At 45.3% G+C, this 25,997-nt stretch carries 19 protein-coding genes; 6 read left to right on the top strand and 13 right to left on the bottom strand.

Annotation, left to right across the window (positions count from 1 at the left end; all coding sequences use genetic code 11):
- The first annotated feature begins 18 nt into the window (after positions 1-18).
- The 3 genes from R7P36_RS11270 to dhaR all read left to right on the top strand — a co-directional run bounded on the left by R7P36_RS11270 (position 19) and on the right by dhaR (position 3,829).
- Entirely contained in the window at positions 19-1,167 is a 1,149-nt protein-coding gene (locus tag R7P36_RS11270) for a mannitol-1-phosphate 5-dehydrogenase (protein ID WP_318122147.1), read from the top strand.
- 57 nt (positions 1,168-1,224) lie between these two features.
- Complete coding sequence (locus R7P36_RS11265; protein ID WP_005392227.1) at positions 1,225-1,755, top strand: MltR family transcriptional regulator; 531 nt, start codon at positions 1,225-1,227, stop codon at positions 1,753-1,755.
- A gap of 148 nt (positions 1,756-1,903) precedes the next feature.
- Positions 1,904-3,829, top strand: a complete 1,926-nt coding sequence (gene dhaR / locus R7P36_RS11260; RefSeq protein WP_318122146.1) for a dihydroxyacetone kinase operon transcriptional regulator DhaR — start codon at positions 1,904-1,906, stop codon at positions 3,827-3,829.
- A 78-nt stretch (positions 3,830-3,907) separates the two neighbouring features.
- On the opposite strand, the gene ptsP is transcribed toward dhaR, so the two are convergent.
- Genes ptsP through dhaK form a run of 3 tightly spaced genes read right to left on the bottom strand, consistent with a single transcriptional unit; the run spans position 3,908 to position 8,018 of the window.
- The gene (gene ptsP / locus R7P36_RS11255; RefSeq protein WP_074192017.1) at positions 3,908-6,307 is read right to left on the bottom strand and encodes a phosphoenolpyruvate--protein phosphotransferase; all 2,400 of its coding nucleotides are present in this window, start codon (positions 6,305-6,307) and stop codon (positions 3,908-3,910) included.
- 1 nt (position 6,308) lies between these two features.
- A complete protein-coding gene (dhaL, locus tag R7P36_RS11250) occupies positions 6,309-6,944 on the bottom strand; it encodes a dihydroxyacetone kinase subunit DhaL (RefSeq protein WP_005379705.1) in 636 nt (211 codons plus the stop codon).
- A gap of 15 nt (positions 6,945-6,959) precedes the next feature.
- On the bottom strand, positions 6,960-8,018 hold the full coding sequence (dhaK, locus tag R7P36_RS11245; protein ID WP_005392233.1) for a dihydroxyacetone kinase subunit DhaK: 1,059 nt from the start codon (positions 8,016-8,018) through the stop codon (positions 6,960-6,962).
- Between the two features lie 353 nt (positions 8,019-8,371).
- Between dhaK and R7P36_RS11240 the strand changes: the two genes are divergently transcribed.
- Entirely contained in the window at positions 8,372-9,454 is a 1,083-nt protein-coding gene (locus R7P36_RS11240; protein ID WP_193447934.1) for a glycerol dehydrogenase, read from the top strand.
- A 54-nt stretch (positions 9,455-9,508) separates the two neighbouring features.
- Here the strand turns inward: R7P36_RS11240 and R7P36_RS11235 are convergent, their stop codons facing one another.
- The 5 genes from R7P36_RS11235 to R7P36_RS11215 form a co-directional block, all read right to left on the bottom strand.
- Positions 9,509-10,894 (bottom strand): heavy metal sensor histidine kinase, encoded by a 1,386-nt coding sequence (locus R7P36_RS11235; protein WP_318122145.1) that lies wholly within the window; start codon positions 10,892-10,894, stop codon positions 9,509-9,511.
- Positions 10,887-11,579 carry a heavy metal response regulator transcription factor gene (locus R7P36_RS11230; protein ID WP_029805540.1) on the bottom strand — a complete coding sequence of 231 codons (693 nt, stop codon included), beginning with the start codon at positions 11,577-11,579 and terminating at the stop codon, positions 10,887-10,889. The genes R7P36_RS11235 and R7P36_RS11230 overlap by 8 nt, the downstream gene beginning before the upstream one ends.
- A gap of 102 nt (positions 11,580-11,681) precedes the next feature.
- On the bottom strand, positions 11,682-12,059 hold the full coding sequence (locus R7P36_RS11225) for a DUF3316 domain-containing protein (protein ID WP_318122143.1): 378 nt from the start codon (positions 12,057-12,059) through the stop codon (positions 11,682-11,684).
- Positions 12,060-12,264: 205 nt separating this feature from the next.
- A complete protein-coding gene (gene glmS, locus R7P36_RS11220) occupies positions 12,265-14,097 on the bottom strand; it encodes a glutamine--fructose-6-phosphate transaminase (isomerizing) (protein ID WP_005392238.1) in 1,833 nt (610 codons plus the stop codon).
- 114 nt (positions 14,098-14,211) lie between these two features.
- Positions 14,212-14,973: a DeoR/GlpR family DNA-binding transcription regulator gene (locus tag R7P36_RS11215; RefSeq protein WP_005392240.1), complete on the bottom strand. Its 762-nt coding sequence runs from the start codon at positions 14,971-14,973 to the stop codon at positions 14,212-14,214.
- A 433-nt stretch (positions 14,974-15,406) separates the two neighbouring features.
- Between R7P36_RS11215 and pykF the strand changes: the two genes are divergently transcribed.
- Both pykF and R7P36_RS11205 read left to right on the top strand, forming a co-directional pair.
- Positions 15,407-16,819: a pyruvate kinase PykF gene (gene pykF, locus R7P36_RS11210; RefSeq protein ID WP_005392243.1), complete on the top strand. Its 1,413-nt coding sequence runs from the start codon at positions 15,407-15,409 to the stop codon at positions 16,817-16,819.
- A 157-nt stretch (positions 16,820-16,976) separates the two neighbouring features.
- Positions 16,977-17,663: a GntR family transcriptional regulator gene (locus tag R7P36_RS11205; RefSeq protein ID WP_006742739.1), complete on the top strand. Its 687-nt coding sequence runs from the start codon at positions 16,977-16,979 to the stop codon at positions 17,661-17,663.
- Between the two features lie 64 nt (positions 17,664-17,727).
- On the opposite strand, the gene R7P36_RS11200 is transcribed toward R7P36_RS11205, so the two are convergent.
- From R7P36_RS11200 to calR, 5 genes are all read right to left on the bottom strand, one after another.
- Entirely contained in the window at positions 17,728-19,608 is a 1,881-nt protein-coding gene (locus R7P36_RS11200; RefSeq protein WP_318122142.1) for a diguanylate cyclase, read from the bottom strand.
- A 109-nt stretch (positions 19,609-19,717) separates the two neighbouring features.
- Positions 19,718-20,212, bottom strand: coding sequence for an acetolactate synthase small subunit (ilvN, locus tag R7P36_RS11195; protein WP_005392253.1), 495 nt, complete (start codon positions 20,210-20,212; stop codon positions 19,718-19,720).
- Between the two features lies 1 nt (position 20,213).
- Entirely contained in the window at positions 20,214-21,938 is a 1,725-nt protein-coding gene (locus tag R7P36_RS11190; RefSeq protein ID WP_053809447.1) for an acetolactate synthase 3 large subunit, read from the bottom strand.
- 449 nt (positions 21,939-22,387) lie between these two features.
- Positions 22,388-24,196 carry an AMP-dependent synthetase/ligase gene (locus R7P36_RS11185; protein ID WP_258615883.1) on the bottom strand — a complete coding sequence of 603 codons (1,809 nt, stop codon included), beginning with the start codon at positions 24,194-24,196 and terminating at the stop codon, positions 22,388-22,390.
- A gap of 294 nt (positions 24,197-24,490) precedes the next feature.
- Positions 24,491-25,450, bottom strand: coding sequence for a LysR family transcriptional regulator CalR (gene calR, locus R7P36_RS11180; protein WP_005379693.1), 960 nt, complete (start codon positions 25,448-25,450; stop codon positions 24,491-24,493).
- Positions 25,451-25,997: the final 547 nt, after the last annotated feature.

Below are 25,997 nucleotides of genomic sequence, written 5' to 3'. Positions count from 1 at the left end.
CATTGGTAGGTAAGAATTATGAAAAACGCAGTTCATTTTGGCGCAGGTAACATTGGTCGTGGCTTCATCGGAAAACTCTTAGCAGATGCAGAAGTCGAGGTCACATTTGCAGACGTTGACGCTCCACTCGTCGACCAACTGAGTCACAAGCAAGAATACAAAGTAAAAGTGGTCGGTACTGAGTGCCAAATCGACACAGTAACTCACGTCACCGCGGTAAACTCAGCCAGTGAAGATGTCATCGACCGCATTGTAAAAACCGACTTGGTAACAACAGCGGTTGGCCCTAACGTACTGGACATCATTGCAAAAACCATCGCTACCGGCATTGCTAAACGCTTTGCAGCAGGTAACGATAAACCATTGAACATCATCGCGTGCGAAAACATGGTTCGTGGCACGACTCACCTAAAAGGTGAAGTGTACAAACATTTGGATGAATCATTACACACGAAAGCAGACGAGCTAGTTGGCTTCGTCGACTCCGCAGTGGACCGCATCGTTCCACCAGCAGAAGCCGCCAACGATGACCCATTGGAAGTGACGGTTGAAAGCTTCAGCGAATGGATTGTCGATGAGCAACAGTTCAAGGGCGACATCCCAAACATTGCTGGCATGGAAAAAACCAACAACCTAATGGCCTTTGTCGAACGTAAGCTGTTCACCCTAAACACAGGTCACTGTATTACCGCTTATTTAGGCTGTTTGAAAGGCCATCGCACCATTCGCGAAGCGATTGAAGACCCAAACATTTATGCCGAAGTAAAACAAGCAATGCAGGAAAGTGGCGAAGTGTTGATTCGTCGTTACGGCTTCGACCGCGACATGCACAATGCCTACATCGAAAAGATTTTAGGTCGCTTCGCCAACCCATATTTAGTGGATGAAGTGGATCGCGTTGGACGACAACCAATTCGTAAATTGGGTGTAAATGATAGATTAGTGAAGCCATTACTCGGTACAATCGAGTATGGCACTGAAAATCAAACACTTTTGAAAGGGATCGCGGCGGCGTTGAAATACACCAACGACACCGATCCGCAAGCGGTTGAGCTACAGACCTCATTAAAAGAGGTTGGCGTGACAAAAACGTTAGCGAAATACACCGGTCTGGCTGAAGACAGTGTTGAAGTGGCTCAAATCGAGTCGCTTTACAACCAGCTTTGATTGACTCAGGGGGAGCTCTGCTCCCCTTAATATAATAATGAAACAACTGATCAGTATATGGCAGATAACATCAACGAAACCGAGATCATTGAACGACTCAACAGCGCACCATCGGTACGTGGCTTCTTTATTGCGACCGTCGATGTTTTTAACGAATCCATCGACGGACTCATCCAAAGAATCTTTCGTAAAGATAACTTTGCTGTGCAATCGGTCGTCGGCCCATTACTGCAAGATTCAGGACCGCTTGGCGACTTATCGGTTCGTTTGAAGTTATTGTTTGGTCTAGGTGTATTGCCCGACGACATCTACCACGATATCGAAGACATCATTAAGCTGAAAAACCAACTGAACAGCGATGCATCGGACTACGAGTTCACTGACCCGAATATCCTAGAACCGATCAAAAAACTGCATCTGGTGAAGAAAATGGGCATGGTGCAATTGGAAGTCAACGAACCCGATGACGACATCGATCTTGAGTTTTACCAACTCCAGCTTCAGCGCCAACAACAAATCATTAAGTCCGGCCTGTCACTCGCGATTGTCGAAATTTGCAATGAACTGGGCAAGGACAGCCCCTTTTAACCCAACCTCCGGCAAGGAATGCCTTCTCAACTAGCCTCTTTTCTTTGCATATTCTTTCTGTATAACGTGCGTGAAAGCCATCACAGTCCATATTCGTATGTCTCTGTAATATCGGACCAATCTATCGCTGGCGTTGAAACGGTATGGCATGCTTTCAATCGAAGACACTAAAACCAAATGGGAGTTTTTCCAGAAACACCATTGGGTATCTCCAGAATTTTCCCGCACTCCCGTACTTGAGTCGTGGGAGCGTTGCATAAAGCAATGCAGCCCTTATACCTGGTCAAAACCACATATTGCCTCTGGCTTTACCTTCTCATCTCTGATGAAACGCAACGAGCACCTCATCGAATGCGCCACTACCGTACTTGAAGACACTTACGACATGCTAGGAGACGAAGACCTGCTATTGATGATAACTGACGGCAACGGCTGCGTTCTTTCCGTTGTGGGACATCACTCAATGCAACAAGAGATGCAGGTGCTCGGCATTAAACAAGGCTGTTTTCTATCTGAAGGAAAAATTGGCACAAATGCGGTCAATCTTTGTATTAGTACTCATATCCCGTGTGAAGTATTCGCAGCAGAACATTTCAATCGCCACTTACATTCTTATGCCTCTGTAGCAGCACCTGTTTTCGACCAATTTGGCAAGTTACGCGGCACAACATGCCTTCTCAAAAAAGCAGAGAGCTATAAGAAAGAAAACTTGGTCATCATCGCGTCGAGCGCGAAAGAAGTCAGTGTGCAAATCCATATTCAGTCGGAACAAGAAAACATTAACCGCCTCACTTGTGCGCACAACGCAACGTTAGAATGCATGGATGATGGCCTTCTGGCCTGGGATGAAGAAAGCCGTATCACGATGGTAAATCATCAATCAGAGCGCTTGTTAAACATTGAAGCCAGTCAGGTCTTGGATAAAGAAGTCTTTTCTGTTTTACGCTTCCCGCCAAATGTCCTCAATAGTATTGAGTCGGGTGCAAGCATCAACCGAAAACTCACAACGGTAGAGGTTCGTGGAGAGTTTGTTGAGGCAATCATTACCTTGCGTCCACTCAACGACGGCACACACTTATTGTTTTTGCACCCTATCGATAAAATTCGCGAACTTGCTCAACAACAAATAGGTGGCAGTGCGCGCTATACGTTCAGTACTTTGCCTGTTATTTCACGAAAAATGAAGCATGTCATTACCGTGGCAAAACGGGCCATAAAGTCCAAATCACCGATTCTAATTACAGGTGAAGAAGGTGTAGGAAAAGCCACTCTCGCCATGGCGATTCATAACGAAAGCACCTACAAAGAAGGGCCGTTCATTACGCTCAACTGCCGCTCCATCAATACAGAGCAACTGGTCAAAGAAACCCTGGGATACGACGAGGGGCAAGGCATGCCCTCTAAGTTTGAACTCGCCCATGGCGGCACGCTCTTTTTGGAAAAGGTGGAATATCTGTCACCCGATTTACAAGCCGTGTTACTTAAGTTGTTAAAAACTGGGCTCGTCAGCCGCAGCGACAGTTTGCGATTGATCCCCGTAGACTTTCAACTTATTACGAGCACCGCTTCAGAGATCAGCGAGTATGTCACTCAGCGCTCATTTGGTCGGCAACTTTATTATGAAATCTCCTCGAACGAGCTGCATATTCCGCCACTAAGAAAGCGCAAAGAAGATATTGAATTTCTCGTCCAGCAGCTTATCAGCCATTATGAACGCCGCCACAATGTGACGATCTCGATAGAGCCAGTCGCACTGGAAGCGTTGATGAATTTTCGTTGGTCAGGCAACAACTCTGAATTAAGAAATCGAACTGAGCGAATTTTGCTTAACCGCAGTTCCAACTTAATCAAGCTGAACGATATTCCTGAAGACATTAAACTGAATTCTCGCCATACCGCAGAAAATACGCCAGTAATCACGTTAGAAGAAGCCGAGAGAAGAGCTATCGTTCAGGCTTGGAATCAGTGTGATGGCAAAATGCATGATATGGCGAAAGCATTGCAAATTGGCCGCACGACCTTATGGAGAAAAATTAATAAGTTTGGGCTGCAGGAGCAAATGAAGCTGTATTAAGCCAAGAAGTGGCGTTCCTACAAAAGTAAAACCGGCGTAAGCACGCCGGTATACGTGTACTAAAGATAAAGGTATCGATTAAACATCGACAGACAACTGACGAATCTGCGCTTTTAGTCCCGGCAACAAACTCGCACTGGCGCTGAATTTTCGTAACCCAACACGAAGTAATGTTTCTGTGGCATTTGGATCGCCTGCCATCTCACCGCACATACTGACCGGTATGCCCGCACGATCGCCTGCTGCACAAGTGAGTTCAATGGCTTTTAGTACCGATGGTTCAAAGTAGTTCACCAATTCAGCAACGGCGGCGTTGCCTCGATCGGCAGCCATAACATATTGAGTCAAATCATTGGTGCCAATAGAGAAAAAGTCGACTTCTTGTGCTAACGCATCAGCATTCAACACCGCGGCTGGTACCTCAATCATAATACCGACAGGCAAATGAGTCGCATCCAAGCCGAGTTGGGTTGCTTGATGTGCCAACAGCGCTTTTACTTTTCTCACTTCTTTAACCTGAGCCACCATCGGTATCATCAATTGAATATTCGGTTGCTCGTGAAAGGCTCTCAGAATGGCTCGAAGTTGGGCGGTAAACAATGATTCATGTTGAAGGCACAACCGCACCCCTCTCAGACCTAAAAATGGATTATCTTCCGCTGGCATAGGATAAGCGGCTAAAGGCTTATCACCGCCAACATCTAGACTACGAATCGTAAGTGGCTTATCGCCAAGTGCGGCGGCAATATCACGATACACTTGGTATTGCGCTTCCTCAGTCGGCAACTCATCACTGTTTTGAAATAGAAACTCAGTCCGGAATAGACCAACGCCCTCTGCTCCTGATGTTAGTGCATCATCAATATCTTTCGGTCCACCAATATTGGCGAATACTGGAATATGGACACCATCACAGGTGACTGCGGCTTGCTGAGCACTCGCTAGTGCACTTTGTCGGGTGCTTTGCCACTCTATTTGTTGCGCTTCTAATTCCTGCTGTACGGAATCTGAAGGAGAGAACCATAAATGCCCTCGGAAGCCATCAATAGTCACCACTTGACCAGCACGCACAGCATCAAGGCAGCCCTGAGCTTTAACGATGGCAGGAATCCCCATCGCACGAGCAAGAATCGCACTGTGAGAGGTTTTCCCTCCTTCACTCAAACAGATACCAAGCACTTTCGATTTATCAAGCCCGGCCACATCAGAAGGCATCAGGTCGCGGGCCAACAAAACACTGGGTTCCTGAATGTCGATGGCATTAGGCGTTAAGCCTGTCATTTCGACCATAACTTGGCGTGCGATATCATGCACATCAGCTTCGCGTTCCCGCATGTACTGACTTTCAGCCTGGCGAAACTCGTCGGCTAGCGTTTGCAGTGATTCTATCCAAGCTTGCTCGGCTATCATGCCCGTTTGAATTCGCGCCTCAACCGATGCCCATAACTCTGGGTCACTGAGCATCATGCTATGAGCAGAAAATATTTCCCCTTTCGGCTGCTTCGCTTGCTCCTGCAAATGTTGAACAACCACGCCTATCGCATGCTTAACCCGTTCAATTTCATCTTGTTCACTTTGGAAATCACGTTCAGGCACTGCTGGCATTTCATGAGTAAAAAGGACAACTGGAGCAGTAGCGATACCGTCATTGACTCGAATACCAACAACAGCACCTTCAATCTGATTTGAGGCCATATCATCGAGCAGAGTATCCGTGCTCTCTTCAGGCTCGATAATGCCTTGCTCAACCGCCTCTTTTTCTCCGAAGTGCTCATGAGCTAAGGCTTCAAATGCCTGAATTGCTTCACTAGATTGAGGTCCGAGTGCGCACAGCGTGATCGTCTCTTGGCTACGAACGCCAAGTTTCGCAATGCTGTTTAAGCTCTTCGCGTTCACACGGCGCTCACCTTTTTTCAACCATAATTGGCAGTCAAAAGGCGCGAGTGCACCAACAATGGCCGCAGCGGGACGAGCATGTAATCCATGCGGATTTTGCACTACCCAATCAAATGTTTGTTCTTGCTCAACACTTTTTGATACTGGCGCTATCTCAGCGGATGTTAGTGGCTGATCACCAAGATGCTCTTGTTTTACGCTTAACGCATTCTGTGCCTCTTCGACTACCGCCGATAAAGGTAGTCCGGCGGCAGCAGCCACCGACGCCGCCATGGTTCCTTCAACAATAGGGGCCGAGATAAGGGTGACATTTTCCCTCACATGATCCTCAATCAGATCCAGAGCCATTTCCGTGCTAAGCAATGCGCTGCCAAGATCCATCAATACAACAACCCCTTGTTGATCATGTACCTGCTCAATCGCTTCCATCACGGCAATGGCATCAGTTCCGATCGGATTCTCTGGATCATCAATCCCAGCCGCAATCGCAAGCTTGGCTTTGCCTTGCGTCATTTGGGTGGCAAGTTCGGCCACCCCTTCAGCAAGGCGACGACTATGAGATACAACTACAATTCCCACCATCTTAATTACCTGCTATTGCCTGCTGTAGTGCTTTAATCATTAACAAAGAAGAGGTTGCGCCGGGGTCTTGGTGACCAATACTACGTTCACCTAAATAGCTTGCTCGCCCTTTTTTCGCCAACATTTCAATCGTGGCAACCGCATTTGTTTCTGCTAGCTCAACCATTTCATTCAATAAATGATCGGCGCTCATGCCATTTTCTAACGACGCCTTCACGCTAACTAAAACGGGTAACCAAACATCACACATGGTTTTATCACCCAGTTCTGCTTTACCACGAGACACCACGCCATCCACACCGCTTTTTAGTGCATCCACTAACTCTTCAAACGTTAATTGCTCTCGAGTTCCGACAGCGGCAGCCGTGCGAATAAACAGCGTGCCATACAGCGGGCCACTTGCCCCACCGACACTAGAAAGCAAAGTCATGCCCGTATTCTTGAGAATGCTGCCGATATTTTGGTCCGCAAATTGCGGCAGTTTTTCAGCAACTTTTTTAAAGCCTCGGTTCATATTGAGACCATGGTCTGCGTCACCAATATCACGATCAAGGTCGGTCAGAAAATCTTGATTCTCTTGATACGTTTTTGCACATAACTCTAACCAGTGAACGATATGTTGTTTTTCAATTTGCATGTTTGCTCCCCCCTGTTACCACTTGATCGCGGCTGTATCGACAGGAGCATCAAACAGCTCCAACATCTCTTTATCTGCTTTCAGCAACGTAATTGAAACGCCTTCCATATCGAGTGACGTACAGAAGTTACCAACCATATTACGCACGATACGGAACCCCGCTTGCTCGCAGTTATGAGCAAGACGGCGGTACACCCCGTAAAGCTCTGAAGTTGGCGTACCACCCATACCATTCACCATCACAATGTAGTCGTGTTCAGAGGCGAAAGGCTCAATGCTGGATTCCACTTCATCCCATTCACCTTCGTCACGATTCCAAATACGCAAAGTGCGCTGATAAGGTGTGTTTTCAGCAACTTCAGCAAACATTTCATCCACTAACGTATCGACGTCGGTGTACTTCACTCGCTTGATACCTGGTTCACCATGGATACCAACACCAAACTCCACTTCATCATCTTCCAGAACAAAAGATGGTTTACCCGCCGCTGGCACAACACAAGCATTAAGCGCCACGCCAAATGAGCGACAGTGATTATTAACGCGACGAGCCAGAGCTTCACATTGCTCCAACGAATAACCTTTGTTCGCGGCAGCCCCAACTAACTTCTCAACCAATACCGTTCCAGCGACGCCACGGCGACCAGCGGTATACAGGCTGTCTTTGACTGCAACATCGTCATCCACCAACACCGACCCAACTTTAATGCCATCGGTATGAAGGAGCTCCACGGCCGTTTCAAAGTTCAACACGTCGCCGGTGTAGTTTTTAATGATAAACAGCACGCCCTCACCAGTATTCACTTGGTTACCACATTCGTACATTTGATCAGGCGTAGGTGAAGTAAATACCTCACCAGGGCAGGCACCTGTCAGCATGCCTTTACCAATAAAACCTGCGTGCAAAGGTTCATGACCACAGCCACCACCAGAAACCAATGCCACTTGCCCCGGCGTTTCCTCGTGCCACATGTAACGAGGCTCGTAGTTGGCTTTTAGCTCAGGGCGGGACAATGCCAGGCCCTCCATTTGCTGCAATACAACATCATCGACTTGGTTAATTAACTTTTTCATCGTTCTATCTCATTCCATTTATATTTTTATGTAGGGTATGAATTCATCTTAAACAGAGAAAAAACGTGCTCAACAAAAATCAATCCGTTTCATATTGAAACAACGACTTCGGTATTTTTGTTTCAATATGAAACGAAAAACGATTAATTCGCTTGAATAGTGATCGGCGCCATAAAGCATGCTGATGCTTATTACTTCTGACAGTCGGTTTGACACAGAGGTCATAAAAGCATGGAACAAAACCAGAGATATCCTTCACCACTTACCTCACCAAACCTAATATAAACCTTATCGCTACAATGGATTTTCATTGCAGTCCAAAACACACATAAAAAAGGTTAAAGGTTTGAATTATGGACAAAATTATTATCAGCCCAAGCAAATACGTCCAAGGTGAACAAGTACTTACATCTATCGCTCACTATGTGAAAACATTAGGTGAACGTCCGTTAGTCATTGCCGATGAGTTCGTGACTAATCTGGTTGGTGATGACGTCAAACAAAGCTTTGCTGACGAAAAGCTTCCACTCACTATGAACATTTTTGGTGGCGAATGTTCGCGCGTTGAGATTGAACGCATCACGGACATTTGTGCCACTCAAAAACACGATGTCATTGTCGGTATTGGTGGCGGTAAAACGTTAGATACAGCAAAGGCCGTTGCGTTTTACACCAAAATTCCTGTCGTGGTGGTTCCTACGATTGCCTCGACTGATGCGCCAACCTCTGCTCTTGCGGTGATATACACACCAGAAGGTGAATTTGCGGAATACTTGATGATCCCTAAAAACCCAGACATGGTCATCATGGATACATCAGTCATCGCAAAAGCCCCAGTTCGCCTACTGGTATCGGGGATGGGCGATGCACTCTCCACCTACTTTGAAGCTCGTGCCAACATGACCTCTGGTAAGGCAACAATGGCCGGTGGTTTAGCGACGCGTTCAGCGCAAGCTCTTGCGAAACTTTGCTATGAAACCTTGCTTGAAGATGGTGTAAAAGCAAAAGCTGCGGTAGAAAATGGTGTGAGCACCAAAGCGGTAGAAAACATTATTGAAGCCAATACATACCTAAGCGGTATCGGTTTTGAAAGCAGTGGCCTAGCAGGCGCTCACGCTATTCATAACGGCCTAACTAAGCTCGAAGAGTGTCACCATCTCTATCATGGTGAGAAAGTCGCGTTCGGCACGCTTGTTCAATTGGTGTTAGAAAACGCAGCGATGGAAGAGATTAATGCGGTTCTCGCCTTCTGTCGATCTGTAGGTCTACCAACCAACTTATTTGATATGGGCGTTAAAGAGCTTAATCACGCTAAGTTGCGCGAGGTCGCCGAAGCTTCAACGGCCGAGGGAGAAACCATCCACAATATGCCATTCCCAGTGACGGCAGAAAATGTCTACTCTGCAATTCTAACCGCTCATCAACTGGGCCAATAACCCAAATAACTTCAAACGAGTTTGAGTCTCAAAAGGCAAGCCAAGGTTTGCCTTTTATGCTTCAACTGACTTATCACTTCCATTGACACCTGCCGATGGCAACATCATAACAAACCGCGTCTTGTCTTTATCTGATGTTACTTTTATCTGTCCTTCATACGCTTGCACGATAGATTGGGTAATCGACAAACCTAGCCCTGCACCTACGCTACCTACATGTTGGCGAGATTTATCTGCGCGATAAAACCGGTCGAAAAGGTACGGTAAGTTTTGCTCGGCAATGGTGTCACCTTGGTTGCTGACCGATATCGTAACCTGTTCATCAACCTCTTGAACGTCAATCACAATGGTTGAATCAGCATACGCATGACGAATCGCGTTGGAGAGCAAATTGCCCACTGCACGCTCAAACATGTTTTTGTCCATATAGAGCTGACCGTCGCCTGAGCTCACGATTCGAACCTCGGCATCTTCGGCCAATATTTCAAAATACGCGACCAAGCGGTCGATTTCCTCCCGCACCGCAAACACTTCGTCATGGCGATGAATGAGCTTGTTTTCAGCCTTGGCAATGTAGAGCAAATCGTTGATGGTTTTCGTGATGCGGTTGAGTTCTTCTAACGTTGAGGCAATCGCATCCTGATATTCCTCAGGCGTTCGACATGCACCTAAAATGACCTGATTTTGCGTAGTAATGTTGGTGAGTGGCGTTTTTAACTCATGTGCTATATCAGAAGAAAACTCGCTCAAGCGGCGAAAACCAGTTTGCAACCTATCGAGCATCGCGTTGTGTTTGTTGGCTAACTCGCGCAGTTCTATTGGCAACGAATCGGGGTCGAGACGAATGCCCATTTGCTCTGGGGATATCTGTTGAATGTGCTGATTCAACCCCACAATCGGCTTCAACCCACGTTTTACAATCCAACCGCTCAACGCGGAAGAAATCACAAACGCCAAACCGAGCGCCCAAAACAAAATCCAGTCGAGTTTATCCAAAAACAAAATATGGTGGTTGATACTCATGCCGAGCACCACCTGATACTCCCCAGCTTGAAACGCAAACGCGCGGATATTCAGCGAGTCCTCACTCCATTCGATGGCGCGCTCGTGATTTAAAACCTGAGGTGAGCTAATGCTATAGGCTCGGTTCTGAGGAATCGTCAGGCTCGAATTCTGATACACGTTCTGCTTGCCTTCAAACACCCACATGTAGAGCGTGCTGTTATTCGCTTGCTTGAACACATCCTCTGGCGAGCGTTTTAACTCGTTCTCAATGGCATTGAACTTACTGGAAATATAGCTGAAATCTTGCGAATAAAAGTGGCGCTCAATGGCGTACTGTAGGATGAAAGCCAAAGAAAAATAGGTAACAAACGTCATGCTAACAAACATCAGCACGAGCTTGTTTTTCATGGAAAAAGGCAGCGAAAACTTAGGCATCACGACTCTCTTCGAGTTTGTAGCCCATCCCTCTGACAGTGTGAATCAGTGGTTTATCGAACGGTTTGTCCACTTTGCTACGCAGACGTTTGACCGCCACATCAATCACATTGGTATCGCTGTCAAAATTCATATCCCACACTAACGACGCAATGGTGGTACGTGAAAGCACTTGGCCAGTTTTGCGCATCAACAACTCAAGCAGGGCATATTCTTTGGCGGTAAGCGACATCGACTGCCCCGCGCGCGTGGCAACGCGTTTGATCATATCAAGTTCTAAATCTGCCACACGTAATGTTTGCGGCGATGCGACCACTTGCGCGGTAATATGATGACGAAATACGTTTTGAACACGCGCCAGTAGCTCCGCAAACGCGTAAGGTTTTACCACATAGTCATTGGCACCCAGCTCAAAACCGCGCACGCGATCTTCCACTTGCTCCTTCGCTGTCAGCATGATCACTGGGGTGTGAATCCCACTACTGCGCAATGTATTAAGCACCTGCCAACCATCGAGTTTAGGCAACATAATGTCGAGGAGGATTAAGTCATATTCTTCACTGGTAGCGTGATAAAGCCCATCGACCCCATCATGCACTAAATCCACCACATACCCAGATTCAATCAAACCTTTTTGCAGATATTCTCCGGCTTTGTGCTCATCTTCGACGATCAATATTTTCAACTTTACTTACCTAGTGTGTTAGCGGGAGGATGAGAACCCAGTATAAAGCTCGAAAAAGAGCATGATGTGAACCACACCATACTCTTCCCCATTGGCAAACCATTATCGATTGTTATCGCGTTCGGCATAATGCACTTTGACATTCACTTTGCCCAAATATTCCAACTGACCATCTTCATTCATGCGTTCTTGCACGGTCACGAAGCCACCATCTTTTAAATGCGTACTGCGAGACTTCACATTAAACGTCAGGATATTGAGCTCTTTATTCAGTTCACGAGCCGTCATGGTTTTAAGTGAATTGAGTTCAGACAGTGCCTGTTGATAAGCCTCATCTAACGTTGCTGTCGGCGTAACTGAGATGGTTTTCATCTCTTCGTGGCTCACGTAGTTGCCACCAGTGAAAAGTGGTTGAGCGAATGCAGATGCGCTAGTCATTGCCATTACCGTTACAAAAAGAGCAGTTTTGATTACGTTCATGTTGTTAACCTTTGAGTGCTTGTTTTCAATGAGGTCATTATTGAACACCGCCTCTGACACCACCCTTTCAACAAAATGACATTTTTGTCATGAAAGCAACCTACTGGCGAAGGCTCTTGAGCGTTCCATCACGCTTAGAATAAGACAAAAAAAAGCGGCACATACTCTCGCATGTGCCGCTTGGGATTTTTGCTGTTAAGCGTAATTACTCAACCGTTACCGCTTTCGCTAGGTTACGTGGTTGGTCTACGTCCGTACCTTTGATCAGCGCTACGTAGTATGACAGCAACTGCATTGGGATGGTGTAGTAGATCGCCGCCGTGATTTCACTAACGTGAGGCATCGTGATGATCTTCATTGTTTCATCGCCTTCGAAGCCTGCGTCTGCATCTGCGAATACGTATAGAAGGCCGCCACGTGCACGTACTTCTTCAACGTTTGATTTTAGCTTTTCAAGTAGGTCGTTACTTGGTGCAACCACAACAACAGGCATGTCAGCATCAATCAGCGCTAGAGGACCATGTTTCAGTTCACCCGCCGCGTAAGCTTCTGCGTGGATGTAAGAGATCTCTTTCAATTTTAGAGACGCTTCCATCGCGATTGGATAGAATTCACCACGACCTAGGAACAGTGTGTGGTGCTTGTCTGCGAAATCTGTCGCTAGTGCTTCAATGTCTTTCTCGAAAGAAAGTGCCGCGTTGATTTGCTTAGGAAGTGCGTGTAGCGCTTCAACAATCTCTTTTTCTTTCTCTTTGCTAACGCGACCTTGCTCTTTACCTAACGCCGTAACCAGCATCAATAGTGCAGAAAGCTGAGTCGTGAACGCTTTGGTTGAAGCGACACCGATTTCAACACCAGCGCGAGTCATGAACGCAAAATCTGATTCACGAACCAAAGAAGAACCTGCTACGTTACAAATGGTCATCGCCGCCATGTAACCTTTTTCTTTCGCAAGACGAAGTGCTGCTAGCGTATCGGCGGTTTCACCAGACTGAGACAACGTGATCAATAGGCTGTTTGGACGAGTCACAAACTTGCGGTAACGGAATTCAGACGCAATTTCTACATCACAGCTCACGCCAGCAATGTCTTCAAACCAGTAACGCGCTGTCATACCTGCGTTGTAAGACGTACCACACGCAACGATTTGTACGTGCTCTACTTTACTTAGAATGTCTGCCGCATGAACACCGATCGCATCAGTTACAACGGAGTCTGCCGTGATACGGCCTTCCATTGTGTTGATCAACGCTTTAGGTTGCTCATAGATTTCTTTTTGCATGAAGTGGCGGTATTGGCCTTTATCGCCAGCATCATGTTCTGCGTTAGATTCTACGATTTCACGCTCAACCAGCTCGCCCGTTGCGTCAAAGACAGTAACTTCACGGCGAGTGATTTCTGCCACATCACCTTCTTCTAGGTACATGAAACGGCGCGTTACATTCAGTAACGCAAGTTGGTCAGAAGCCAGGAAGTTTTCACCCACACCAAAACCAATTACGATCGGGCTGCCTGAACGTGCAACTACGATGCGTGAAGGATCTTTGCGATCCAACGCTACCGTGCCGTATGCGCCTTCAAGTTGTTTTGCTGTTTTTTGTACTGCTTCTAGTAGCGTTTCTGAAGTGCGAAGTTCCCACTCAACCATGTGTGCGATAACTTCTGTATCCGTTTGAGATTCAAACACGTAACCACGAGATTGAAGCAATTCACGAAGCTCTTCGTGGTTTTCGATAATACCGTTATGTACAACAGCAATATCGCCGGACATATGTGGGTGTGCATTAACTTCAGATGGTTCACCGTGCGTCGCCCAGCGAGTGTGTGCAATACCCGTTCCGCCGATCACTTTTGCTTCTTCTACTGCATCAGCCAATTCTTGCACTTTACCCAAGCGACGAACGCGCGTTAGGTTTGACTCGCCATCAACAACAGCAACGCCAGCTGAGTCGTAACCGCGGTACTCTAAGCGGCGTAGACCTTCAACCAAAATTTCTGCAACATCTCGTTGTGCTACTGCACCTACGATACCACACATGTGTTTATCTCCGTTTGTAGTTTTGTTCTTCCCTAGCCATGTTTCAGATAGAGGCAGCAAGCAAAGGCCTGTATTCAGAGGGAAGTGAAATATGAAACTGATTACATTATTAGATTAGGCGCAAATGACTTTCACGCCATGTTGTTCAATCTGTATTTTGTGTTCTTGCTGAATATCAGCATCCGTCACTAGCACATCAATTTGATGCCAAGCGAGCTCTAAATTCGGGATCTTACGGCCGATTTTTTCCGATTCGATCATGACGATCACTTCGCGCGACACTTCCGCCATCACCTTACTCAAACCAACCAATTCATTAAATGTTGTGGTGCCGCGTTCGAGATCGATGCCATCCGCACCGATAAATAGCTGGTCAAAATCGTAAGCTCGCAATACAGATTCGGCTACTTTGCCTTGAAAAGATTCTGAGTGCGTATCCCAAGTCCCACCAGTCATCAGCAGTGTTGGTTCGCTCTCTAATTCATTAAGGGCGTTAGCAACATGCAACGAGTTGGTCATGACAACTAAGCCACGTTTGTCATTCAACTGTTGAATCAACGCAGCCGTAGTACTGCCACTGTCGATCACGATGCGATTATGGTCTCGAATCAGTGATGCCGCGGCTTTTGCCAAGTTTAGCTTTCGAGTCGAAACATTAGCGCTCAATTCTTCGTGAATGACTTCTGTTGGGATAGCAATCGCACCGCCGTAGCGGCGTAGAAGTTGGCCATTTTTCTCTAAAGAAGCTAAATCCTTTCTAATCGTGACCTCTGAGGTTTCGAATTTCTGAGCGAGTTCGTCAACGCTGACTTCTCCTAGCTCAGAAACCAAGTTAGAAATGGCGTGTCTTCTTAGTTGAGTGTTTCGTTTCGACATTTACGTTTTGAATTTAAGTTTCGATGTGAAACTTATTATAGTCAAACCGAAACTTTTAAGTCCATTTATTTCGATCCAAAAAATTAATATTTCTCGATAAAACCTTGTCCTAAGACAATTCTTAAACAGTGATATTGGATTCATTCAGTGGTAGAATTCGCCACCGAAAAGAAAAAAAATTACAGAATTGAAGGCTATTTTTTTGCAACTTTCTGCATATAAAGTGGGATTAGTCACAAAAAGGTAACCAAAATCGCCGATCTTTTAGTCATAAAATGACTAAACTTGGTGAAAGACTTTCAGAATCTGAAGTACTGATAATGAGGCGAAAAATCGGTGGGTGACAGGCACTAAATGTCATCAATAACGCCCTAACTTCAGAGTAAACAACCGACTTTCAAATTGTAACTATACTTACCGGAGAGTATCTTCCATGAAAAAGACCAAAATCGTATGTACGATTGGCCCTAAAACTGAATCTGTAGAGAAGCTAACTGAGCTAGTGAACGCAGGCATGAACGTAATGCGTCTTAACTTCTCTCACGGTGACTACGAAGAACACGGCACTCGTATCGCGAACTTCCGTAAAGTAATGGAAGCTACTGGCAAACCACTAGCAATTCTTCTAGATACTAAAGGTCCAGAAATCCGCACTATTAAGCTAGAAGGCGGTAACGACGTTGATCTAGTAGCTGGTCAAGAATTCACTTTCACAACTGACACTTCAGTTGTAGGTAACAAAGATAAAGTTGCAGTAACTTACGCAGGTTTCGCAGCAGACCTAAACGTAGGTAACACTATCCTAGTCGACGACGGTCTAATCGAGATGGAAGTTATCTCTAAGACTGAAACAGAAGTTAAATGTAAAGTACTTAACAATGGTGCACTAGGCGAGAACAAAGGTGTGAACCTTCCTGGCGTTTCTGTAAACCTACCTGCTCTATCTGAAAAAGATAAGAACGACCTTAAATTCGGTTGTGAGCAAGGCGTTGACTTCGTAGCTGCTTCTTTCATCCGTAAAGCTTCTGACGTTCAAGAAATCCGTGAAGTTCTAGCGGCAAACGGCGGCGAGAACATCCACATCATCTCTAAGATCGAAAACCAAGAAGGTGTTGATAACTTCGACGAGATCCTAGAGCTTTCTGACGGCATCATGGTTGCTCGTGGTGACCTAGGTGTTGAAATCCCAGCTGAAGAAGTAATCTTCGCTCAGAAAATGATGATCGAGAAGTGTAACCGTGCACGTAAGATGGTTATCACTGCAACTCAAATGCTTGATTCTATGATCAACAACCCACGTCCTACTCGTGCGGAAGCAGGCGACGTTGCTAACGCGGTAATGGACGGTACTGACGCAGTAATGCTTTCTGGTGAAACTGCTAAAGGTAAGTACCCAGTTGAAGCGGTAACTATCATGGCTCAAATCGCGAACCGTACTGATTCAGCTCTAAAAGCTGAGCTAGGTTCTCGTCTAGACAGCCCACGTCTACGTATCACTGAAGCAGTATGTAAAGGCGCAGTAGACACAGCTGAGAAACTAGCTGCTCCACTTATCGTTGTTGCAACTGAAGGTGGTAAATCTGCACGTTCAGTACGTAAATACTTCCCAACTGCAAACATCCTAGCACTAACAACAAACAAGAAAACAGCAGCACAACTTGTTCTAACTAAAGGTGTGACGCCAGTTGTTGTTGATTCTATCGAAAGCACTGACGCATTCTACGTAGCAGGTAAAGAGCTTGCTCTAGAGTCTGGTCTAGGTAACAAAGGCGACATCGTAGTGATGGTTTCTGGTGCTCTAGTCGCTTCAGGTACTACGAACACAGCTTCTGTACACGTACTATAAGACTGAACTTTTCATACTTCAGTTGATTGATAAAGGGGGCTTATGCCCTCTTTTTTTATATGGCTTTCTTGCTCTAATAATAGCCTAACTGTATCATTCACCATATGCAGAATTGCGTACTGTTTAATTTTGTCGTCACGATTAAAATTTCTATGAGGTGTATGTGTCCAGTCCCACTCTTACCGACAAAGTATCAAAAATGATCCGTCAGGATATTCTCGATGGCGTGCTTAAACCGGGTCAAAAACTCGTGGTTGCGGAACTCAAAGAGAAGTACAACGTAGGAGCGTCACCCATTCGCGAAGCTTTGGTGCAGTTATCGTGGAGCAAATACGTCAAACTCGAGCCGCAAAAAGGCTGCTGGGTTGCACCTGTATGTAAAGATGAGTTGAATGACTTGTACGAGAGCCTACAAATGGTCTCTGCATGCCTACTAAATAAAGCAATTGTGATTGGCGATGAAAATTGGGAACTGGACGTCCTAACCGCTTATCACAAGTTGTCCCGCTCTAAATCTGGCGAAAGCTTTTGCTGGAAGGAATGGGAAGAACGCCATAATCAGTTTCTTACTGCGCTGTTTGAAGGCGCTGGCTCTGCCAATATGTTTGGTTTTTTCCGTGATCTACTCACGCAAATTAAGCGTTACCAATATTTTGCTATGCAAATGTTAGGTACTGGAAACCCAGGGCACTGTAATATCGATGAGCAAGAAATGCTGATGAAGACATCGTTAGATAAAAAGAGCCAGGATGCTTTAGGTTATCTAGAGCGCTATTTGAGACAGTCAATGCAGTGTATCGAAGCGGCCATCGACAACCAATATCGCATACTGGCTAGCGAATAACGCTGAGGCTAAAATAAGCATAAAAATCGGGGTCTATCCCCGATTTTTTGTTTTTGAAAAAGAGCTAAGCAATATCATCGAAACTATGGCATAGCGATACGCAGTTACGCCCTGCACTCTTGGATTCATACAAGGCAATATCAGCACATTTATAAGTGCGCGTGCGATCAGAAGTTAAATCACTATACCCGGCGCTAACGGTAATAGCTCTATCACTGCGCAGTTGAACCGCCACACGTAACCGGTTCAATACAACTTCTTCTTCTTCGAGTGTGGTATGCGGCATGATCACCGCAAACTCCTCACCACCGACGCGAGACACAAAGTCAGTACTGCGCACCTCTTTAAGAAGAGTCTCAGCGACACTGCAAATCACTTTGTCCCCTTCATCGTGCCCAAGTTCATCGTTAATGCGCTTAAAGTGGTCAATATCAAACAACGCCAAACATGCAGGGGGACTGTCAGGATAACGCTCAATAATCCCAGCATATTGCGCTAATTGCTCTTCAAATTTTCGACGGTTCCACAAGCCCGTCAAACCATCTTTTTCACTGAGGTTGCGTAGCTTTTCTTCCAGCTCTTTTTGCTCGGAAATATCCACCAGCGACGTGATGTAATAGCTTACTTTACCTGACTTGGTTAAGTTTGCCTGAATGCGCATAATGGCGGTAAATACGTGATTAAACTTGGTTCGACAACGAACCTCACCTTCCCAAACGTGCTCGTTCGCAAGCTTATTCCAAATATTGAGGGTCGACTCGAGATCTTCCGGTAAGAAAATTAGATTATGCGCATTCCAGCCTTGAGTATGCTTGGTGGAATAGCCCATCATGTTTTCAAATTCTTGGTTCACCATAATGATTCGATGCGAGGCATCTGAGATCATCACCGCAGTCATGCCATCAAGTGCAGCCCGAGCTAACTTCGATTCCATACTATGACGTCGATAGTGCAGGGCTAGCGCGGTCGTTGGTAAAGTAAAACCAAACACCAAACTTAATACAAAAAACGCTTCTTGGATTAAGTCATCAATATCTCGCTGAGATCGAGATAGTAATTGCTCATTCGTGAGATCAATCACCAGATGAAGTGGTTCACTAGAAACAAATTGGATCGTGCTATACGCTATCAAATTCGAGCCGTTGTACTCATAGCCCGAAACTTCTGAGATCATCGTGCGCCAAATGTTGGGGTACATCCGGCCAAAATTAAATTGAGAACGAGCTGGAATAATGTTGCCGTACAAGCGTGATGACTTAGGACTCGCGATATAAAAGCCATCACTTTTAATTAACTCAATATGAAAATCCCGCACCGGTGAGTAGTTGAGTCGAGAAGATAAATACTCAATATCAACATTAAGAACAAGATACCCTTCGCGTTTCCCATTGAGAGAAATCGGCATCAGAATACGCAGTGAAGGGCTATAAGGGTAAACAAGCTCACCATTTTCCCGCTCCAGCTCAATCCCCCACGACGCAATTTCATCATTACCTAAACCTTGCGCGTAATGAAAATAATCCCGCTCTGACTTGTCATGTAATTTGAGGGCGGGTGCAGCGATACCCGTTTTGAAATCGTAATTAATCCGTGCTTTTTCCTGACCGGTAATATCAAGAAAACGAATTTGTTTATATAGCTTTTGGTTGATCGCAACCGAGATCCACATATCTTCTAAGATAGAAAGGTTGACTCGGTTCGGCTGACGTAGATAGTCGTAAAGACTTTGGCTGTGACCGAGAAGATCGCTGATCGTCTCAATTTGATCCTGAATATTGTTGTATTCGCGACCAGTATAAGCCAGTTGGTGTAATGCTTCTTGAGCGGTATTCTCAACGTTACTCTCTAATAACGTCAGATATTTCTGATAATAGTAAACTGCAGTGAGCGCACTAAAAAATAGTGCTGTCGCCAACAATGTGCCGACTCGCTTAGGTATTTTCACGCGTCTACTGCCTATAATGCTTACTAAAACGACAATTATATCATTAATTGTTATTTTCTAAACAAAAAGCCACTTAGATTAAGTGGCTTTTCTATATGCAATTAGACAATTACGGTTTGAGTGCGCGCTCACCTCGGGCAATGCCCACTACCCCACTACGAGCAACTTCGACGACTTCAGTTACTTCAGATATCGCTTGAATGAAAGCATCCAACTTTTCACTCGTGCCCGCGAGTTGTACCGTGTATTGAGCAGCAGTGACATCCACGATCTGGCCACGGAAGATGTCTGCCGTCCGTTTAACTTCTGCTCGCGCAAAACCGCTGGCTTTCACTTTCACCATCATCAGTTCACGTTCGATGTGCTCGTACTCGGTGACTTCTTGTACTTTCAGCACATCGATCAATTTGTGTAACTGCTTCTGAATTTGCTCCAACTGCATCTCATCAGACGTCGTGGTAATGTTCATTCGCGACAGCGTTTCATCATCTGTCGGTGATACCGTCAAAGATTCAATGTTGTAACCACGTTGAGAGAACAAACCAACAACACGAGACAACGCACCCGGTTGGTTTTCCAATAGCAGTGAAATAATGTGTCTCATATTAAGTTCTCTCCGTTTTGCTTAGCCACATTTTATCCATACCCTCACCTTTGATTTGCATCGGGTATACGTGTTCGGTTTCGTCTACGTTGATGTCCACAAACACCAGACGATCTTTCATATCCAACGCTTTTTGTAGCCCTTCTTCGAGCTGATCAGGCGTTTCGATACGAATACCGACGTGACCATAAGCTTCTGCAATCGCTGCAAAATCAGGAACAGAACTCATGTAAGAATTAGAGTGACGACCTTGATAAATAATGTCTTGCCACTGTTTTACCATGCCTAGGAATCGGTTGTTCAGGTTGATGATCTTCACTGGAATGTCGTATTGCATGGCTGTCGAAAGCTCTTGGATATTCATTTGAATACTGCCATCGCCCGTAACAACCACGACTTCTTCTTGTGGCATGGCAAACTTAACACCCATACCAGCCGGAAGGCCAAATCCCATAGTGCCCAATCCACCCGAGTTGATCCAACGGCGTGGTTTGTTAAATGGGTAGTAAAGTGCTGCAAACATCTGGTGCTGACCCACATCAGAAGCAACATACGCATCACCATTGGTCAGCTTGTGCAAGGTTTCAATCACTTGCTGTGGTTTAATTCGCTCTGGTGACTTCTCATAAGCCAAACAATTTCGGTCACGCCACACCTGAATGTCATCCCACCATGCGGTGATGGCATCTTGATCATTCCCACCTTCTTGCTCTGCCAGCAGGCCAAGCATGGTTGTGAGCACTTTTTCCGCAGAGCCTACGATAGGTAAATCTACTTTCACGTTTTTCGATATCGATGATGGATCGATATCAATATGCATGACTTTTGCGTTTGGGCAGTATTTTTCAAGGTTGTTCGTCGTGCGGTCATCAAAACGCACACCGATACCAAAAATGAGATCCGCTTCATGCATCGCCATATTGGCTTCGTAAGTACCGTGCATACCCAGCATGCCCAGTGAGTTTTTGTGCGTTCCAGGGAATGCGCCTAGTCCCATCAACGTACTGACTACTGGAAGGTTCAGCTTGTCGGAGAGCTCTAAAATATGTTCATGAGCGCCAGAAATCACAGCGCCACCACCGATATAAAGCACTGGTTTTTTCGCTTCTAATAGCGATTTAAGCGCTTTTTTAATCTGGCCTTTATGACCCGACGTCGTCGGCTTGTAAGAACGCATTGAAAGCGTTTCTGGGTATTGGTAAGGCAGTTTGATTTGCGGATTCATTACATCTTTCGGCAAGTCAATCACTACTGGACCAGGTCGACCTGTGGTCGCGATATAAAACGCTTTCTTGATCGTTTCAGGAATATCTTCCGCTTTTTTCACTAAAAAGCTGTGTTTGACCACTGGGCGAGAGACACCAACGATGTCACATTCTTGGAAAGCATCATTACCAATTAGGCTATTAGGTACGTTACCCGAGATAACGATCATTGGGATGGAGTCCATATAAGCCGTGGCAATACCAGTAATGGTATTGGTCGCGCCCGGACCTGAACATACCAGTACGACACCCGGTTTACCGGTAGCGCGAGCGTAACCATCTGCCATATGAGTGGCGGCTTGCTCATGCCTTACAAGTACGTGTTTGATTTGATCGGTTTTGGCATGCAGTGCATCGTAGATATCCAAAACGGAGCCACCTGGGTAGCCAAAGATCTGCTCTACGTGCTCTTCTATCAGAGATTGAACCACCATCTCTGCGCCTGACAACATTGCTGTCATAATTGCTCTCCTTAGCCAGTTTCCTCACCGTAAGGTCAACGGATTGGTCTGGTTTTACATAGTCTAGGTCTTATTCGTAGCCTAATCGAAATACTTCCACGTTTTCGGCTATGTCTTGCGTTCGTCATAACATCCCGCAAGGTTACCCAACAAATGTAACGTTTTATTATCAACGGGTCTAATGAGAGATTGGTCTACTTTTTGAACAAGATGCTAGTAATTAGAATGTTAGTAGGAATAGCAGCCACACATACCTTATTTCACAGTACAACCTAAAAATTTAACGTTCAAAAAAAGAACATTATTTCAGAAACTTTTAAGTATAGGGTGCTAAATAGCTGTATTTGGTGAGCAAAATAGAAAGAATCAACACAAACAAAAATCCCCAGCAATGCGCAATAACATCACTGGGGATTTTTTCATCAATATAAAATCTAAGTCAGCTTAAGTTACTTTTTCTCTGACTTTTCCTTATACATTTCTTCAATTTCATCTTGGTATTTGTCATTGATGACTTTACGACGCAGTTTTTGAGTTGGCGTTAACTCACCATCATCCATAGAGAAAGCTCTTGGTAACAGTTTAAACTTCTTCACCTGTTCAAACTTTGCCAACTCTTTTTGGAGATCGTTAATACGCTTCTCAAGCATTTCGACCACTTGGTGATGCTTAATCAATTCAACGCGATCGTGATACTTGATATTCAACTCTTTCGCATACTCTTCAAGAGAATCAAAACACGGCACAATCAGCGCCGAGACAAACTTACGCGTGTCCGCGATAACCGCGATTTGCTCGATGAAGTGGTCTTTACCAATCGCCCCTTCAATCATTTGTGGAGCGATGTATTTACCGCCAGAGGTTTTCATCAACTCTTTGATACGATCAGTGATGAACAGGTTGCCATTTTCATCAATGTAACCCGCATCGCCAGTTTTTAGGAAACCGTGCTCATCAAAGGTCTTTTCGGTCTCTTCTGGCATTTTGTAATAGCCACGCATCACCATTGGACCACGCACCAGAATCTCGTTGTTCTCACCGATCTTCACTTGCGCGCCAGGCATAGACATACCAATAGAGTCTGGGTTAAAGCACTTATCATCCCAACACGATACTGTCGCCGTGGTTTCAGTCATGCCGTAACCTAACTTCACATTGATACCAATCGCGTGGAAGAATCGGCCTATGGTTTCATCTAGCTTTGCACCGCCACACGGCATAAAGTTGATTTGTCCACCAAGTAACGCTCGCAGCTTGCTCAGAACCAATTTATCCGCCAGGGCATATGACTTGCGCAGCATGAGCGATGGCTGACGTTTTTCTTGATGACAAGCGGCCATTTTTGCGCCCATGTTCACAGCCCAAGTAAACATGATCTTGCGATGAATTGGCGCGCGAGACACTTTCTCGTGAATCGCAGAGAAGATCTTCTCATAGAAACGCGGCACGGCACACATCACGGTAGGTTGCACTTGGCTCAGTGCATCACGTACCTGCATGGTGTCTTGCAAATAGCAGTTGGTCGCCCCTTTGTACAACACATAAAAGGTCCAAGCGCGTTCAAATACGTGTGACAGCGGAAGGAAACACAATGACACATCACTTTGAGAAAGGCTCAAACGTTGATCGTGCCCTTCCAATTGCGCCGCAATGTTTGCGTAGTCCAACATGACACCCTTTGGTTGGCCTGTTGTGCCCGAGGTGTAGATCAGCGTAAGTAGATCATCTTCCTTTGCTTGCTCTAAACGTGCGTCTAATTCAACTTGGTATGTTGTATCGCCTTTGGCGACAAATGCTTGCCAAGAGATAACGAAATCATGCTCGCCAAGTTCGATATCATCAGACATGGCAACAATGAGCTCTAACTGCTCGCACTGGTCGAAAATGCTCACTGCTGCGTCAAATTGTGGCTGCTCACCAACAAACAGCACTTTGACGTCTGCGTTGTCAATGATGTACGCCGACTGAGCGGCGGTATTGGTTGGGTAAATAGGTACTGTTACGCCGCGTAGTTGTAGCGCTGCAATATCAGCAATCGTCCATTGCGGCATGTTGTTCGAGAAAATGCCGATTTTATCTTGGACTCCTAATCCCTGAGCCAAAAGTGCAAGTGATAAAGCATCAACTTGCTGACCAAATTGCGTCCACGTAATACCTTGCCATTCCTCACCCACTTTATGCTTGAGCGCAACGCGTGTACCACCGTTCGCAATTTGTTCACGAATACGTTTAACGATATGAAAATCTAACTTGGCCATTCTTTTACTTACCTTTTGGCTTACAGGCGTAAGCTAATTGAGCGAACAAGTGTACTCACGGCTTGCTAAAACGCAACTGACCAGTATCAAACTTATCACTAATAAGAGACAACTATCACTTATACGTCGCGAACATACCCAAAACTGCTGAATGATTACTCTATTTAACTTACTGTTTCGATTGTTGATTGCTAAAACAAAAAGCCCCGAGAGACAAAAATCTCTCGGGGACCAATGAATTGTAAAAATTGATGATTACCAATATGGTCTTAACCGATAAGACCAAACGTCATCTTATTTTGCGGCAACCACTTCACCACAAGTGATCATCAGTTGATCGCGCAGCCAAATGTGGCCTTTATCTTTTTCACTTGATTCATGCCAGCTTAAGAAGCCGCTGATTTCCTTGTTTGCAAATGGGAAGTCTAGAATTTGCAGCTGATCGCTGTTTACCGCATTTTCTGCCATCCAACGTGGCGCGATAGTCACAAGCTCAGATTGACCTACCACATATAGTAGGTTGCTTAGACTAGAGCCTTCGTACGCGGCTTGGCAATCCAGTTCACGATATGCTTGTTCTGAGAAGCTACGTTGACCGTGCACTTTCGATAACTTCGCATGTTTTTCGTTAAGCAGTTGCTCGGCCGTTACACCACCTTGAATGCGTGGGTGTGTTTTTGACGCGATAACCACTAATTCATCTTTGAAAATTTCAGTACTTGAGAAACCTTGCTCATCAAAGCGAGCATAATCGATCACGAAATCAATTTCTTGATAGCGCATACGCTCAGACAACAGACGGTCAAATTCTGCATCTAGGTGAAGCTGAACATTTGGTGCTTGTTGATTCACTTTTGCCATGATCTTCGGAGCAAAACGCATGTCACAAGGGCTGCAAATCGCCAGCTTAAATAAGCGAGTCGAAGATTCTGGTTGGAATACGGAGCTAGGAAGTTCATTACGAATCAGCTGTAATGCTTGGCGAATTGGGCCAAACAATTGACGAGCACGTTGCGTTGGCTGAATTCCACGGCCCTGACGCATAAACAGCTCGTCGTTAAACATCACTTTTAGGCGTGCCACGGCATTACTTACTGCCGGCTGAGACATGCCTAAGTTATGTGCTGCACGAGTAATATTTTGCTCTTGCATCACAGCATCAAATACAGTCAGTAGGTTTAAATCTACACCACGCAAAGTGCTTTCCATACGGTAGCTAGCAATTGCGCTCATCGCATCTTTCTTCTCTAACATTGAGTGCGCCTCTTTTGTAATCGTCAACTTTGTTCATTAAATTCATAACGAATAGAATCCCATCTCGCACAAAAGACGGCGGCTGGATTCGAATCATTTTACGAATAGATAACCTAACTTTTTATTATATTTGCTGTCCGGATACTTCCGGCTCGAACTGTACTATCAACTAATCGATTGCGGTTTCGCAACTAGATTGATATTTAATCAGTAAATTTTAGCCGATTAGGTATTTACCCTTTAAATAACAATAGCTTGATAAAAACATAAAAAACTATAAAACACGTAAAAACGCATTCTTTGAGGAAGTATTTAGCAAATTGATGAGACGGATGGTCACCACACGCATGCATTTACCCTAGTTATTAGTCGAGGACAAACCAACAGATGACGACTATATCTCTGAGTAAAGTTTGCACTTATCAGTCAAATTATCAGCAAATACACATTGAATAGAAATGAAAGAGAAAGAATAAAAATGCAGCCTTCTAGATTGAAAGGCTGCAACAAAATCGTGTCAAAAATAGGAAGGAACAATGTACTTAGA

Origin of the sequence: Vibrio sp. 397, from assembly GCF_033339395.1 — a bacterium.
Taxonomy (GTDB): domain Bacteria; phylum Pseudomonadota; class Gammaproteobacteria; order Enterobacterales; family Vibrionaceae; genus Vibrio; species Vibrio alginolyticus.
The sequence above is the reverse complement of the archived record's forward strand: the minus strand, read 5'-3'. Positions and strand labels throughout refer to the sequence as shown.